General features: G+C 29.7%; 13 protein-coding genes. 5 read left to right on the forward strand and 8 right to left on the reverse strand.

Annotation, left to right across the window (positions count from 1 at the left end; genetic code table 11):
• Positions 1-521: 521 nt before the first annotated feature.
• The 4 genes from gcvT to VJI95_RS04850 all read left to right on the forward strand — a co-directional run bounded on the left by gcvT (position 522) and on the right by VJI95_RS04850 (position 5,619).
• Complete coding sequence (gene gcvT / locus VJI95_RS04835; protein WP_323999245.1) at positions 522-1,625, forward strand: glycine cleavage system aminomethyltransferase GcvT; 1,104 nt, start codon at positions 522-524, stop codon at positions 1,623-1,625.
• Between the two features lie 26 nt (positions 1,626-1,651).
• Positions 1,652-2,995 carry an aminomethyl-transferring glycine dehydrogenase subunit GcvPA gene (gcvPA, locus tag VJI95_RS04840; RefSeq protein ID WP_324010448.1) on the forward strand — a complete coding sequence of 448 codons (1,344 nt, stop codon included), beginning with the start codon at positions 1,652-1,654 and terminating at the stop codon, positions 2,993-2,995.
• 1 nt (position 2,996) lies between these two features.
• Positions 2,997-4,445 carry an aminomethyl-transferring glycine dehydrogenase subunit GcvPB gene (gene gcvPB, locus VJI95_RS04845; protein ID WP_323999247.1) on the forward strand — a complete coding sequence of 483 codons (1,449 nt, stop codon included), beginning with the start codon at positions 2,997-2,999 and terminating at the stop codon, positions 4,443-4,445.
• A gap of 154 nt (positions 4,446-4,599) precedes the next feature.
• Entirely contained in the window at positions 4,600-5,619 is a 1,020-nt protein-coding gene (locus VJI95_RS04850; protein WP_324010449.1) for an oxidoreductase, read from the forward strand.
• Positions 5,620-5,750: 131 nt separating this feature from the next.
• Here the strand turns inward: VJI95_RS04850 and VJI95_RS04855 are convergent, their stop codons facing one another.
• Both VJI95_RS04855 and VJI95_RS04860 read right to left on the reverse strand, forming a co-directional pair.
• On the reverse strand, positions 5,751-6,449 hold the full coding sequence (locus VJI95_RS04855; protein WP_324010450.1) for a hypothetical protein: 699 nt from the start codon (positions 6,447-6,449) through the stop codon (positions 5,751-5,753).
• A gap of 179 nt (positions 6,450-6,628) precedes the next feature.
• Positions 6,629-6,898, reverse strand: a complete 270-nt coding sequence (locus tag VJI95_RS04860; protein ID WP_324010451.1) for a hypothetical protein — start codon at positions 6,896-6,898, stop codon at positions 6,629-6,631.
• 358 nt (positions 6,899-7,256) lie between these two features.
• Between VJI95_RS04860 and VJI95_RS04865 the strand changes: the two genes are divergently transcribed.
• A complete protein-coding gene (locus tag VJI95_RS04865) occupies positions 7,257-8,630 on the forward strand; it encodes an alanine/glycine:cation symporter family protein (RefSeq protein ID WP_324010452.1) in 1,374 nt (457 codons plus the stop codon).
• 71 nt (positions 8,631-8,701) lie between these two features.
• Here VJI95_RS04865 and VJI95_RS04870 read toward each other — a convergent pair whose 3' ends face one another.
• The 6 genes from VJI95_RS04870 to lipA form a co-directional block, all read right to left on the reverse strand.
• On the reverse strand, positions 8,702-9,040 hold the full coding sequence (locus VJI95_RS04870; RefSeq protein WP_324010453.1) for a hypothetical protein: 339 nt from the start codon (positions 9,038-9,040) through the stop codon (positions 8,702-8,704).
• 261 nt (positions 9,041-9,301) lie between these two features.
• Positions 9,302-10,894, reverse strand: a complete 1,593-nt coding sequence (locus VJI95_RS04875) for an ABC-F family ATP-binding cassette domain-containing protein (protein ID WP_324010454.1) — start codon at positions 10,892-10,894, stop codon at positions 9,302-9,304.
• Between the two features lie 124 nt (positions 10,895-11,018).
• Positions 11,019-12,329 (reverse strand): NCS2 family permease, encoded by a 1,311-nt coding sequence (locus VJI95_RS04880; RefSeq protein ID WP_324010455.1) that lies wholly within the window; start codon positions 12,327-12,329, stop codon positions 11,019-11,021.
• A gap of 342 nt (positions 12,330-12,671) precedes the next feature.
• Positions 12,672-13,286 carry an SAP domain-containing protein gene (locus tag VJI95_RS04885; RefSeq protein ID WP_324010456.1) on the reverse strand — a complete coding sequence of 205 codons (615 nt, stop codon included), beginning with the start codon at positions 13,284-13,286 and terminating at the stop codon, positions 12,672-12,674.
• Between the two features lie 35 nt (positions 13,287-13,321).
• Positions 13,322-14,251, reverse strand: coding sequence for an alpha/beta hydrolase (locus VJI95_RS04890; protein WP_324010457.1), 930 nt, complete (start codon positions 14,249-14,251; stop codon positions 13,322-13,324).
• Positions 14,252-14,357: 106 nt separating this feature from the next.
• Positions 14,358-15,212, reverse strand: a complete 855-nt coding sequence (gene lipA / locus VJI95_RS04895; RefSeq protein ID WP_323999271.1) for a lipoyl synthase — start codon at positions 15,210-15,212, stop codon at positions 14,358-14,360.
• Between the last annotated feature and the right edge of the window lie 10 nt (positions 15,213-15,222).

A 15,222-nucleotide genomic window follows, 5' to 3' on the forward strand; every position in this document is an offset into this window, starting at 1 on the left:
TTTTAGTTAGTTATATATTAATTATTTCAAATAGAAAAATTTGACATTAAGTCATTATTTTTTGATTATTTTAACTTTTGTAACATATTTTCTGTAAAATTAAAAAAAATTTATAAAAAAATTTGATTTTATTTTAATTTTTTAAAAATCTTTTAAAAAAATTAGTTTTTTTTATTTTTTTACCAATAGTTATACTACTTCTTATCAATTATATGATTATAGATAAAGTATTTGAAGGAAATTATAAAAAACTTCTCTATTTTTATATAATTTTCTAACTTTTAATGTTATATTTTTTATATATTACAAATCTATAAGTTAAAATAAAAACGTTTTTCTTTTTTTGTAACTCTTTTTTGTTAATTTTTTAAACAAAAAATTTACTTTGATAAAAAACTTGTTATGTTTTTATGAAAAGACTATTGTATTTTTTATTTTTTTATACTATAATTACATTAAAGGAAAGGAGTTATCTTATGAGAGGTAATTGATTTCTATTAAAATTTAAGGAGGAATTTGATATGGCTGCACAAAAAACACCATTGTACGAAAAACACGTTTCATATGGAGGAGAAGTTGTTGATTATGCAGGTTGGTTACTACCTGTAAAATACGAAGGATTAGCTCCAGAACATCATGCGGTTAGAAATAACGCCGGATTATTTGATGTTTCCCATATGGGAGAAGTTACTGTTAAAGGTAAAGATGCTTTTGACTATGTAAATCATTTAATCACTAATGATTTAACAACTATTGGTGATGGACAAGTTATTTACTCTTTATTATGTAATGAAAAGGGTGGAGTTGTAGATGATTTACTAGTTTACAGAAAAGGTCAAGATGATATGTATATTGTAGTTAATGCTGCAAATACAGATAAGGACTTTGCTTGGTTTTTAGCACAAAAAGGAAACTATGATGTAGAAATTAAAAATATCTCATCAGAAACTGCACAAATTGCATTACAAGGTCCAAAGGCTGAAAAAGTTTTACAAAAATTAGCTAAAAATGTTAATTTGGCAAACGAAATAAAATTCTTCACTTTTAAAGAAAATGTTGAACTTGGAGATTGCGGAAAATTCTTGGTTTCACGTACAGGATATACAGGCGAAGATGGATTTGAAGTATATGGTTCTGGTGAAAATATGAATAAATTATGGGATGAAATCCTAAAAATCGGTAAAGAAGATGGAGTTATGCCTTGTGGTTTAGGTTGTAGAGATACTTTAAGATTTGAAGCAGCTCTTCCACTTTACGGAAATGAAATGGACGACGTTATCACTCCTCTTGAGGCAGGTCTTGGTTATTTTGTAAAATTAAAACAAGAAGCTGACTTCATAGGTAAGGCTCCTTTAACAAAAATGAAAGAAGCTGGAGTTCCTAGAAAATTAATCGGTCTCGAATTAACTGGTAAAGGTATTGCAAGACATGGAGCGAAAGTATTTAAAGGCGATAAAGAAATTGGATTTGTAACAACTGGTTATATGTCCCCTACATTAGGCAAAACTATTGCGAATGTAATTGTTGATGCTGATCAAGCTGAAATAGGAAATGAAGTTCAAGTTGAAATCAGAAATAAAAAAGTTCCTGCTGTATTAATCAGCAAAAAGTTTCTTAAAAAATAATTAAATTATTAGGAGGTAAATTCTATATGTATCCTTATATTTCTCTAACAGAACAAGATGTTAAAGATATGTTAGATAGCCTTGGGGTTAATTCTGTTGAAGATTTATTCTCAGATATTCCTGAAGAATTGAAATTAAAGAGAGAATTGAATATTCCAAAAGCAAAGAGCGAGTTGGAAGTATATAACTATCTAACTAAGTTAGCAAATAAAAATGCATCTTCAAGTGAATATACAACATTTTTAGGTGCCGGTGCTTATGATCATTATATTCCTGCTGTTATTCCAACAATTATTAGCAGAAGTGAATTTTTAACTTCATATACTCCATATCAACCAGAAATCAGTCAAGGTACTTTACAATACATTTTTGAATTCCAAACTATGATTTCAAATTTGACAGGTATGGAATATTCAAACGCATCACTTTATGATCAAGGAACAGCTTTAGCTGAGGCAGCAATTATGACTGCTCATCATGCTAAAAAGAAAAAAGTTTTAGTTTCTGAAACTATTGCACCTTGGTCAAGAGAAGTTTTACAAACTTACCTTCATGCTCAACATATTGAAATGGAAGTTGTTAAAACTTGTAATGGTGTAACTTGCGTTGATGATTTAAAAGCAAAATTAAATGATGAAGTTGGTGCTGTTCTAGTTCAAAATCCAAACTTCTTCGGTAATATTGAAGATGTAACTAAAATTTCAGAACTTGCACATGGTTTTAAAAAATGTTACTCAGTAGTTTCTGTTGACCCATCTTCTTTGGGAACTTTAAAGAAACCATCTGACTGTAATGTTGACGTAGTTGTAGGTGAAGCTCAATCATTAGGTATCCCTATTTCATTTGGTGGACCATACTTAGGATTTATGGCTGTTAATAAAGAATTCTTAAGAAAGATTCCTGGAAGAATAGTTGGACAAACTGTTGATAGAGATGGAAAGAGATGTTGGGTTCTTACTCTATCAGCCAGAGAACAACATATTAAGAGAGATAAAGCTACTTCAAATATCTGTTCCAACCAAGGTATCAACGCTTTAACTGCAGCAATTTATATGGAACTTTTGGGTAAAGAAGGACTTAAAGAACTTTCAAAACAATGTATAAAGAAATCTCATTATCTTTACAAGAAACTTCTAGAAACAGGTAAGTTCGAAAAAGTTTTTGATGCTCCATTCTACAAAGAATTTGCATTAAAAGCTAAAAAACCGATTTGTGAATTAAATAAGAAGTTATTTGAAAATGGAATAATCGGTGGTTTCGATCTTGGAAAGTATTATCCCGAATTAGAAAATGTTATTATGTTTGCAGTTACTGAAAAACGTACTAAGGAAGAAATTGACAAACTATGTAAGGTATTGGAGGAAGCATAATATGAAATACGATAAATTAATATTTGAACTATCAAAACCTGGTAAGATTGGTTATAGATTACCGGAATTGGATGTTGAAGATGTATGTATTAAAGAGCTAATTCCTGCTGAACTTTTAAATGATGGCGAAATTGATTTACCAGAAGTTTCTGAACCTGAAGTTGTTAGACATTTTGTAAATCTTTCAAATAAAAACTTTGGTGTTGATACTGGATTTTATCCTTTAGGATCTTGTACAATGAAATACAATCCAAAAATCAATGAAGTTATGTGTGCTCTTCCAGGTTTTGCAACACTTCATCCAAATATTCCTGAATGTGGAGCTCAAGGTGCTTTGCAATTGATGTATGAACTTGGAGAAGCCTTAAATGAAACTTCAGGTATGGATGCTTGCACATTACAACCTGCAGCTGGAGCTCATGGTGAAATAACAGGCATTATGTTATTTAAAGCATATCATGAAGACAATAAAGATTTTCAAAGAGATAAGATTATAATTCCTGACTCAGCTCATGGAACTAACCCTGCAACAGCTACAATGGCGGGATATAAAATAATTGAAATTAAATCTTGTGAAAGTGGATTAGTTGATATTGAAGCTTTAAAGGCAGCTGTTGGCGACGATACTGCTGGATTAATGCTTACTAACCCTAATACATTGGGACTATTTGAAAAAGAAATTCAAGAAATTACAAAAATCGTTCATGAAGCTGGCGGTTTAGTATATTATGATGGAGCAAATGCAAATGCAATTTTAGGACATGTTAGACCTGGAGATATGGGATTTGATGCAATTCACTACAATCTTCATAAGACATTCTCTACTCCTCATGGTGGTGGAGGTCCTGGTGCAGGATATGTTGGATGTAAAGATTTCCTAAAAGACTTTTTACCTGTTCCTATTGTAGTTAAAAATGGAGAAAGATATAGCTTATCTTATGATGTTCCAAAGACATTAGGTAAGATGAAAGATTTCTATGGACACTTTGGTGTATTAGTAAGAACATATGCTTATGTTTTATCAATGGGATCTGATGGATTGAAGAAAGTAAGTGATTATGCAGTATTGAACTCTAATTACTTAGCAAATCAACTAAGAGATTACTACAATCTTCCTGAAAATGTAAAATTCAAACATGAATTTGTACTTGGCGGATTGAAAAATCCTAATGGATTAGTAACTCTTGATGTAGCTAAGAGATTAATGGATATGGGATATCACCCACCAACTGTATACTTCCCATTAATTGTTCATGAAGCTTTGATGGTTGAACCTACTGAAAGTGAATCAAAAGAAACTCTTGACGGATTTGCAGAATCTTTGATTAGAATTGCTAAAGAAGCAGAAACAAATCCTGAAATAGTTCATGCAGCACCTCATGACACAGAAATTAAACGTCCTGATGAAACATTGGCTGCTAAAGATTTAATCTTAAAATATACAAAATAGTATAGATTTCTAAAAAGCTGTTATGAAAATAACGGCTTTTTTGTTGTGCATTTTTAAGCTATATTTATGATTAATATGAAATAATTTAATAAAGAATCATTATCTAAAAAATTAGGGTATAAATTAGCTATAAATATTTAGGAGGTATTTTAAAATGAGTAAACTTTTAAGTCCTATGGAAATAGGTAGAAATAAATTTAAAAATAGAGTTGTTATGGCTCCAATGTGTATGTTTCATACAAAAACTGTAGATGGAGTTTTAACTAAGGAGCATTTTGATCACTATGTGGCAAGAGCTTTAGGTGGTGTTGCAGGAATAATTGTTGAAGCAACAATGGTTAATCCTACAGGTGGAATAAGAAAAGTAGATTTAGGATTATATAATGAAACTCAAATGAAAGCTTTTAAAGAGCTTGTTGATAGAGTTCATAATTACGATTGTAAAATTGGAATTCAGTTAAGCCATGCAGGAAGAAAAGCAGATTCATCTTATGATTATATTATTGCTCCAAGTGCTATTCCTTTTTCAGATGAAAAAGCTCCAAGAGAATTAAGTAAAGATGAAATTATATCTTTACAAGATGATTTTGTAAATTCTGTAAAACTTGCAAAACAAGCAGGATTTGACTTTGTAGAAATTCACTCTGCACATGGATATTTAATCAATCAATTTTTATCTCCCCTATCCAATCAAAGAAATGATGAATATGGTGGTAGTTTAGAAAAAAGATATAAATTTTTAGGAGATATTTTAAAAGAAATTAAAAATATTGACATAGATGTTCATATTAGAGTTTCTGCTAATGAATATGATGAAAAAGGTAATTCTTTAGAAGACATTATAAAGATTCTAAAACTTGCAAAAGAAGACGGAGTTGTTTTCAATAGTATTTCAAGTGGTGGTGTTGTTCCAAAAAGTCCTTTAGTATATCCGGGATATCAAGCAGAATTAAGTAGAGAAATTAGAAAAGCAAATCTTTCTGTATCTGCTGTTGGTCTTTTGGAAGACTATGGTTTATGTGAATACTTACTTCAAAGCGATGCCTGTGATATGATTTACCAAGGAAGGACACTTTTAAAAAATCCTAACTGGGTTTACGTTGCAGGAGCATATTTTAACGAATCAAAAGAAATAGAATATCCTCTATATTCATATTCTGCAATTAAATTTTAAGAAAATTGCAAACAAGAACCCCACCCTTCCACGTTGCTTCACATCGGGTGGGTGCCCGGGAACCTTGTTGTTTCACAATAAAAAGTAGTTTACAATAGTAGGCTACTTTTTTAAATACTATGCGGTAATACTTAAATATGAATTACTTTTGATGCATTTTTGTTATATGCGTTATCATGAAATAAGTATTGTCCATGTATTTTGTTTTCGTACATAACCATTATTAATGGTACTATCAAGCTCTTAATAGCATAAATACTAATATATATTAAAAATACTTTTATATCTATAAATTTCAATTTTCTATAAAAAACATAATAAAGTATCCCCAAATTAACTGCTATGTTAAAAATAGTAGCCAATGTAGCAACAATAATGTTGGTCTTAATGCTGGATTTTAAAATTTTTATCGTGTATAAAGCTAATAAAGAAATATTATAAATGCAAATAGGTTTATAGTCTTTTCTGTAAATTACCAATGATTTTCTATTATACAAATATTGTCTCCCATGAGGTTTTCTACTCCATTCATTAATCCAAACATGGCTTACAGCATCAACATCTTCCCAAGGAATAAATAAATCTATTTTTCTTAGGTATATTCCTCCTTTACAGACATAAAATTTCCAACCAACAAAAGTAAAAATTATTGTAATGGCAATAAAAATTCCAAAAAAAATATAATTTAATTGCCATAGTTCTAGATAAAAATTATAGAATTGTATTATTGCGTTTTTATCAGCTATTATCATATTTATAACGAGAATGGTAAAAGTAATTATAAATAATATAAATCTATAATAAATACTATGAAATTTTATATTTTTCATATTCTCTCCTTACTTTAACTAATCAAACAAATATGTATGAATTTTGATATTATGCTTTTTAGTATCTTTTTTTAAGTTTTTTACTAACTCATCATTGGCTTTATCTCTGCCGAATATAATACCTCTACTCTTCCCGTTTTTTAATTCAAGAGTTAGCATATATCTTTTTCCACTATATTTTACCCTCTAAATCTTTTCACATCAATTGATTTTACCTCATTTAAAGGTATAACTCTATCAAAAATATAGAGAGCATTGTGTATATAAAAATTTTCACCTGAAATATGATAAGGTCTAAAAACACTTCCCCCACTTCGAAGTGCTATTGAAATTCTACGAAATATTATAATAAAAAAAGCGATAGAAAAAAATATCATAGCATTTCTTGTAATACTATATTGCCATATATCTTTAAATCCTATCCAAAAATACCTAAAAAAATCAGACATAACAAAAGACCTCTCTATTATATAATCTATACATTATTATACTATACGTCTTAATTGTATTCAACATCTGCTCTTTGACTTATGTCTTAAAGATGTATAATCTACTAACTATTCTTACTAAAGGAAATTATTATATAATTTTAGTGTAAAATCAATTCAACTAATCAATATAACAAAATGATTTTTATTAATGAATTTTCAGTTTTTTATTAAAATTTACCTTTTTAATTTACCAATTTTTACAAAACTAGACTGGTTTTATGTCCCTATTCTTTAGAATTAAAGTTGTATAATATAATTAAGGAAAACATTATTTCAGCATAGTGTTTTTCGAAAATTGAATAAGGAGGAATTTTTTATGGATTCATTAATTTCAGTATTGTCCAAATTTGCCGAATGGCTTTGGGGACCTCCACTATTGATTTTGTTAGTGGGTGGCGGGATTTTTTTAACTATAAGGTTGGGATTTTTTCAAATCCGCTATTTTCCTTATATCATGAAACAAACTTTCGGAAAAATGTTTAGCAAAAACAAATCCGGAGAAGGAACTGTTTCACCTTTCCAAGCCGCAACAGCAGCACTCGCATCATCAATCGGAGCTGCAAACATAGTAGTTGTACCTTCAATTATTTTTATAGCAGGTCCAGGTTCTATACTTTGGATGTGGATTACTGCTATAGTAGGCCAAGCAACAAAATTTGGTGAAATTGTACTCGGTATTCTTTATAGACAAAAAAATGAAGAAGGCGAATATGTTGGTGGAGCTTGTTACTATTTACAACATGGTATCGGTGGAAAAGCAGGAAAAATTTTAGGTTCTCTTGTAGCATTTTTCTTTATGATTGAAATTTTACCTTCAATTACTGTTCAAACTCTTGCTGCAACAGGCCCTTTAGAACAACTGGGAGTTCACAGATATATTGCTATAGGACTTGTATTCTTCTTAGTAATATTAGTAGTTTATGGTGGAATTAAAAGAATTGGTCAAGTAACTGAGATGTTGGTTCCATTTATGGCATTAATTTATTTAATCTTCGGATTTATAGTTCTTGCTATTAATATCGATAAAGTTCCTGAAGCCTTTAGAATGATTTTTGTTGGTGCTTTTAACCCTAAAGCAATTGCCGGTGGTACTGCAGGTTGGGCTGTAAAGAAAGCAATAACAAACGGAGTTGCTCGTGGTGTTTACTCTAATGAATCAGGAATGGGCTCTGCACCTTATGCACATTCAACTGCTATTACAGATCATCCTGCAAGACAAGGAATGTGGGGAGTTTTTGAAGTATTTGTTGATACAATAATTGTTTGTACAATGTCTGCACTTATAGTTTTAACAACAGGAATATGGAAAAATCCAAAATATCAATCTATAGCTGTTGAAAGAGCATTTAATTCAATTTTTGGAAATATCGGTAGTATAGTAGTTTCAATTTCTTTGTTCTTATTTGTTCTTTCTACAATAATCGTAATAGTATTCTATGTTGAAAAACTTGCAGAATATTTATTTGGAACAAAAGTTGGAAAAATTATGAGATTTGTTGCAACTATAATGATAATTGTAGCAGCTGTTCTTTCTTTCAAACATGCAGGAGTTTTCCTAGACTTAACATTAGGTCTTGTAGTTATTCCTAATATGATAGGACTAATATTTATGAGTGGAAAGATTAAAAAAGCAAAAGATGAATTTTTCCATACCGAAGGACAATTTTACTTAAAAGATAAGGCTAAATAGCCTTCTATAAAATTTATTAAAAAGAAAATCCGAGTTTTCATACTCGGATTTTTTCATACTATAAAAATTTTCTACTTTTTATCAGGTGTTTTTATAATTATATAAAGTATAACTATAAGTGGAACAGCAATCCATATTATTGGAGTTGCATAGTATACAAAAGTTGTAACTGCTAATAAAACAGGTGCTTTTTCACGAAATTCAATTGAATCATAAGGCAATCCGGCTACAACACTCCATGCTCGTAAAAAAAGACAAAATATTGACCAAACTATAAATAAAAAAATATAACCTAAAGTTTTTAAAAAAGTAGATTTATTATTAGATTTAGTTCCCACTTCATTATTTTGACTAGTTTTATCTTCTTTATTCTCTACTTTATTTTCATTTATAATATTTTCTGTAGACATTCTATCTCCTCCTTAAATAATAGTTTTAATTGGATTACGGTATTAGTAATGAAACAAAATTTTGAGTAGTTTTTCTAATATTCATATAAAATAAAACTCTAATTTAAATGACCTTTAGTATAGCATTTTAGAAAAATTATTACAAATATTTCTATAAAATTTCAGAATTTTTTAGAAAATATTACATTTTTGTATTAATTTCAAAGCAAAAATCCGAGCATATACTCGGATTTTCCTCTAAAGTTATTTAATTTTTAATAATTATTGACCTTCTACAAATCTATCAATATATTCTTGATAAGTCATAAGTCTATCTTCAAATACATTTTCTTCAATATGAATAATTCTATTTGCGATTGTATTCATGAATTCAGTATCATGACTTGCAAATAAGATATTTCCCTTAAATGCTTTAAGCCCATTATTCAAACTAATAATACTTTCAAGATCCAAATGATTTGTCGGTTGATCAAGGATCAAAACATTAGAATTTTTAAGCATCATATATGATAACATCATTCTAACTTTTTCTCCCCCTGAAAGTTTTTGAGCAGGTTTTAAAGCCTCATCTCCTGAAAACAACATTCTTCCCAAAAATCCTCTAATATAAATTTCAGATTGCTCTGTCGAATATTGTCTTAACCAGTCAATCAAATTATAAGGAGTGTCTTTAAAGAATTCTGTATTGTCCTTTGGAAAATAAGATCTTGAAGTAGTAACTCCCCATTTAAAACTTCCACTATCAGCTTCCATCTTTCCTGCTAAAATTTTAAAAAGAGTTGTAATTGCAAGCTCATCTCCAATAAAACCAATTTTATCATTTTTATTTACCATAAATGAAACTTTGTCCAAAACAAGTCTTCCCTCAACTGTCTTTGAAATTTCATTAACTTCTAAAATTTGATTTCCAACTTCTCTTTCCATTTCAAAACCAACAAAAGGATAACGTCTTGTTGAAGGTTGAATATCTTCAATTTGAATTTTATCAAGTAATTTCTTACGGCTTGTAGCTTGTTTTGACTTACTCTTATTTGCAGAGAATCTTGCAATAAAGTTTTGTAATTCCTTAATTTTATCTTCTTTTTTCTTATTTTGGTCTTTTAACATCTGTGCTGCAAGTTGACTTGATTCATACCAGAAATCGTAATTACCAACAAAAATTTTAATCTTTCTAAAATCAATATCAACCATATGAGTACAAATATTATTTAAAAAATATCTATCGTGGCTAACTACAATTACAGTTCCCTCATAGTCCATAAGGAAATTTTCAAGCCATAAAATACTCTTGATATCCAAGTCGTTTGTAGGTTCGTCAAGGATTAAAATTTCAGGATTTCCAAAAAGTGCCTTTGCAAGTAAAACTTTTACTTTTTCCTTACCTGAAAGCTCACTCATCTTTTTCTCGTGTAATTCAGTTCCAATACCGAGACCTTGTAAAAGAGAAGAAGCATTTGCCTCTGCACTCCAGCCGTCCATATCTGCAAACTCTGCTTCAAGCTCTGAAGCTAAAATTCCGTCTTCATCTGAAAAATCTTCTTTCGCATAAATGACTTCTTTTTCTCTAATGATTTCCATTAAACGAGCATTACCCATTATTACAACATCAATTACTTTTTCATCTTCAAACTTAAAGTGATCCTGTTCCAAAAAACTCATACGAGTATTCGGTTTTATAGCAACACTTCCGGTATCCGGTTCAAGTCTTCCCTCTAAAATCTTAAGAAAAGTTGACTTTCCTGCTCCATTTGCTCCAATTACTCCATAACAATTTCCCGGAGTAAAAGATAAATTTACATCATCAAAAAGTTTTTGTCCTTGAAAACTCAAACTTAAATCTATTACACTAATCATTCTTCCACCTCATAATAATATTACTTAATTCAATTAAACATAAGTTAAATTATACTATATTTCATTTAAATAATCAACTAAAAATGAGCCTTAAAGACTCATTTTATAAGATATTATTTTATTATTACATAAATGCTTCTGCTACAAATTTTGATATAAACAATAAAGCTAAAATATATACCACTGGAGAAACTTCTTTTCCTCTGCCTGAAACCAATTTTAATACTGCGTATGAAACTATACCAAAAACAATACCATTTGCTATTGAGTATGTTAGAGGCATCATAATAATAGTTAAAAATGCCGGCAGAGCTTCTGTATAATCCTCAAAATCAATTTTCTTAATTACTGTAATCATAAATAATCCTACTACAATTAATGCAGAAGATGTTGCATAAGTCGGAATGACTGCAAAAATAGGTTGGAAAATTAAAGCCAATAAGAAAAGAAGAGCCGTAACTATTGAAGTAAGTCCTGTTCTTCCTCCTTCAGCAACACCAGATGCACTTTCAACAAATGTAGTTACTGTTGATGTCCCAAGCATTGCACCTACTGTTGTTCCTATTGAGTCAGCAAAAAGAGCCTGTCTTGCTCTAGGTAAATTTCCATCTTTGTCTAACATATCAGCTTTTGATGCAACTCCTACAAGAGTTCCTACTGTATCGAACAAGTCGACGAATAGGAAGGCAAAAAGAGCTACAAACATTTCAGTTGATAAAACTTTGCTGAAATCAAATTTCATAAAAATAGGAGCTATACTTGATGGTTTACCTATAATTGCATTTGGAAGTTCAGAAACTCCACAAATTATTGACACCGCTGTTGTAGCTAACATGCCAAATAAAATTGCACCCGGAACTTTTTTTACAAGTAAGAAAATTGTAAATAAAATACCAAAAATTGTAATTAATGAAGTAGTACTTGTAATTGTTCCTAAGTCAAGAGGTATGCCCTTCCCTTGTTTAACAAGTCCTGCCTGATACAGTCCTAAAAATGCGATAAAAATACCAATACCCGCACTAACCGCTTGTTTAAGTGAATATGGCATGGCATTTACAATCATTTCTCTAACTTTTGTAAAAGTTAAAATTAAAAATATAATCCCTTCCAATAAAACAGCTGTTAATGCAAATTGCCAGCTATATCCTTTACCAATTACAATTGTATAAGTAAAGTAAGCATTTAAACCCATACCAGGTGCTAATGCAAAAGGATAATTTGCAAGAAGCGCCATTATAACTGTTCCTATGAATGAAGCAATAGCTGTTGTTGTAAATACAGCACCCTTATCCATTCCAGCTTGAGATAAAACTGTAGGATTTACAACTAATATGTACGCCATAGTCATAAATGTAGTAATACCTGCTAAAACCTCTGTTCTAACAGTTGTTTTGTGTTCCTTGAGTTTGAAAAAGTTTTCAAAAAATGTGCTCATACTTCCTCCTAAAAATTTTTTTACAAAAACAAAAATAACTCTTAAAAAATAACCACTAAAAAAATAAATGCCCAAAAAGTAGGCTTCAAGCGAAACCTACCTTCTGGGCTTTTCTCCCTTAGGTGTAGTGCATAGCACCTGCACAGCTTGGACCTGCAAGAAAAATCTTCGGAACCCTATGTGCTCTTTCTCTTTGAGTTATCAATATTACATCAATATAATAACAGTAAATAATTCTTTTGTCAATATCTATTTATTAGCTAATATTCTCATTTTAATTTTAAAAAAGAATAATAAGTCTTTCCGAATTAATATTCCTTTATTATGCCGATTAGTAGGTATTTATTTTCGATATTCCTTTACTTTATGAGAATATTTATCCAACAATTTTCTCGAATATTTTTTTTCGTTTTTCGAATCTCTAACCTCTTTCCAAAGAATAGAAGCAACTTTTAACTTATTCGAATAATCTAAACTAGATTTATCAGAGCAAAAGTCTTTTAAAAATTGATTCCATTCACATACTGAATTATCATACTTTGCATAATCCGATTTTCCATAATACACATTTAACATATCCTGAATTGTAAAATTCAAATCTTTATCTTTTTTTACTTTCCTCCAAGATGTCGCCATATCAGCATTAAATTTAAATGGTGAAATTCCTGTTAAACTAGAAAAGTATTCTCTAAACTTTGTATTAAAGGAAAAACCACACTCAAGTAATGGCGTATCTAAAGTAATATTTCCCACTTTCTTCTTTTCTTTTTTTATTATTACCTTTTTAATGATATTTCCTCTAAAATACTCCTCAATAGTACAATTGAGTTCTTGTTTTGTACCTCTATATTCTAAACCTAGTAATTTACATATTTTAGAAAGTTCTTCACGATACCAATAATATTTACAAAATTCTTCAAATGTTTTAATTTCTTGAAACTCTGGTCTTTTTGTCAATGTTTTTCCTCCTTAAAAATCATCTTTATTCTCTCTTAGTTATTTTCATATATATTTTCTAAAAATTTATAGATATCAAGATAAACTTTATCTTTATCAATTTCATTTAAAACTTCATGACGCATTTGTGCATAAAGTTTTATTTTTACATTTTTTAAGCCAGCTTTTTTATACATTCTATATCCTTTTAAAACTCCCTTTCCATAAGCTCCTACAGGGTCTGCTTTCCCAGAAATAAAGAATATAGGTAAATCTTTATTTATATTTTCAAGATTCTTTTTATCTGAGGCTTCTCTTATCAAAGTTATCAAATCTAAGAAAAAAGCATTCGTGCAAAGAAAACCACAATCCTTATCTAAAATATAGTTATCAACAACTTTTTCATCTCTTGTTAGCCAATCAAAATCGGTGTTTCTATTTTTAATTCTGGAATTATATCCTTTAAAACCAAGTCTATTTACAAAATTACTTCTTTTATTCCCATTTCTTTTCGTTAAAATTCTAGCTAATAACATTGCAACTCTGTGTTTCATTCCATATTGTTCAGTTGTACCACAAATTATAGCACCATCAACACAATCAGAATATTCAATTAAAAAATTTCTAACTATAACTGATCCCATGCTATGTCCAAATATTACAACTTTTTTATTAGGAAATTGCTCTTTTATATATTTATTAAGGTCGTAAACATCTTCAATAAGTTTTATATCCCCTTCTTCGTCGGCAATATGACCTCTTTCTTCTTCAGCTTCACAAGTTTTTCCATGTCCTCTATTATCCATTCCAAAAACTCTAATTCCCTGTTTTTCCAAAAATAGCGCAAAGTCTTTATATCTTCTTATATGTTCAGCCATTCCATGACAAATTTGCAGAACTATTTTCGGATTTTTTAAATTTTCAGAAAAATCAATACAACTCAACTTCTTGTTGTCAAGACTTGAATACATATAAAATTCTTTCATAAAACACCCCGTAACCACAATATATATTTATTTTACCACAAATTGCTTAATAAATATAGTTTTTAAAAAAACTCATTTTCACAATTGTAAAAATGAGTTTTAAAAATTAAATCGCTTCTGCATGATATGAACTTCTTACCAATGGACCTGAATTTACTCTCAAAAACCCCATTTTAAAAGCTATATCTCTATATCTGTCAAATTGTTGAGGATGTACATATTCCTTAACAGCAATGTGGAATTTTGTCGGCTGTAAATATTGTCCTACAGTTACCATATCGCATCCTACATCTCTAAGAGCCTTGAAAACTTCAACAACTTGTTCTTCAGTTTCTCCAAAACCTACCATAAGTCCTGATTTTGTTTTAAGTCCACATTCTTTTGCATATTTTAAAACCTCTAAACTTCTTTGAAAGTTTGCAGCAGGTCTAACTTTTGGATAGAATGCAGGAATTGTTTCAACATTATGGTTTAAAACATCCGGTTTTGTTTCATAAATTATATCCATTAGTTCTTTTCGTCCTGACATATCAGGAATTAAAAGTTCTATTGTAGTTTCAGGATTGTACTTCCTAACTTGTCTTACAACTTCTGCAAATTGATTTGCCCCTTCATCTGGTAAATCATCTCTTGTTACCGATGTTACTACAGCATGTTTTAATCCTAAAATTTGAACTGCTTTAGCAAGATTTTCAGGTTCATCCAAATCTACAGGGTCTGGTGTATGTCTTGTTACGTTACAAAAAGTACAATTTCTTGTACAGTTTCTTCCAAGAATCATGAAAGTTGCAGTCCTTCTTGAATAACATTCCATTTTATTAGGACAATTTGCTTCATGACAAACAGTATGTAATTTCAACCCTTCGATCATACTTTCAACATCAGTTGTATTTTTATCTCCCTGAATTTTTAATTTTAACCATTCAGGCTTTCTCATTATTTCTGCTTTTTTCCTCAGCATATTACACCTC

Origin of the sequence: Parvimonas sp. C2 (assembly GCF_035282405.1) — a bacterium.
Lineage (GTDB): Bacteria > Bacillota > Clostridia > Tissierellales > Peptoniphilaceae > Parvimonas.

Coding starts and splice junctions, on each gene's coding strand:
- gcvT (WP_323999245.1), top strand. CDS start 522: ATGGCTGCACAAAAAACACCATTGTACGAAAAACACGTTTCATATGGA.
- gcvPA (WP_324010448.1), top strand. CDS start 1,652: ATGTATCCTTATATTTCTCTAACAGAACAAGATGTTAAAGATATGTTA.
- gcvPB (WP_323999247.1), top strand. CDS start 2,997: ATGAAATACGATAAATTAATATTTGAACTATCAAAACCTGGTAAGATT.
- VJI95_RS04850 (WP_324010449.1), top strand. CDS start 4,600: ATGAGTAAACTTTTAAGTCCTATGGAAATAGGTAGAAATAAATTTAAA.
- VJI95_RS04855 (WP_324010450.1), bottom strand. CDS start 6,449: ATGAAAAATATAAAATTTCATAGTATTTATTATAGATTTATATTATTT.
- VJI95_RS04860 (WP_324010451.1), bottom strand. CDS start 6,898: ATGTCTGATTTTTTTAGGTATTTTTGGATAGGATTTAAAGATATATGG.
- VJI95_RS04865 (WP_324010452.1), top strand. CDS start 7,257: ATGGATTCATTAATTTCAGTATTGTCCAAATTTGCCGAATGGCTTTGG.
- VJI95_RS04870 (WP_324010453.1), bottom strand. CDS start 9,040: ATGTCTACAGAAAATATTATAAATGAAAATAAAGTAGAGAATAAAGAA.
- VJI95_RS04875 (WP_324010454.1), bottom strand. CDS start 10,894: ATGATTAGTGTAATAGATTTAAGTTTGAGTTTTCAAGGACAAAAACTT.
- VJI95_RS04880 (WP_324010455.1), bottom strand. CDS start 12,329: ATGAGCACATTTTTTGAAAACTTTTTCAAACTCAAGGAACACAAAACA.
- VJI95_RS04890 (WP_324010457.1), bottom strand. CDS start 14,251: ATGAAAGAATTTTATATGTATTCAAGTCTTGACAACAAGAAGTTGAGT.
- lipA (WP_323999271.1), bottom strand. CDS start 15,212: ATGCTGAGGAAAAAAGCAGAAATAATGAGAAAGCCTGAATGGTTAAAA.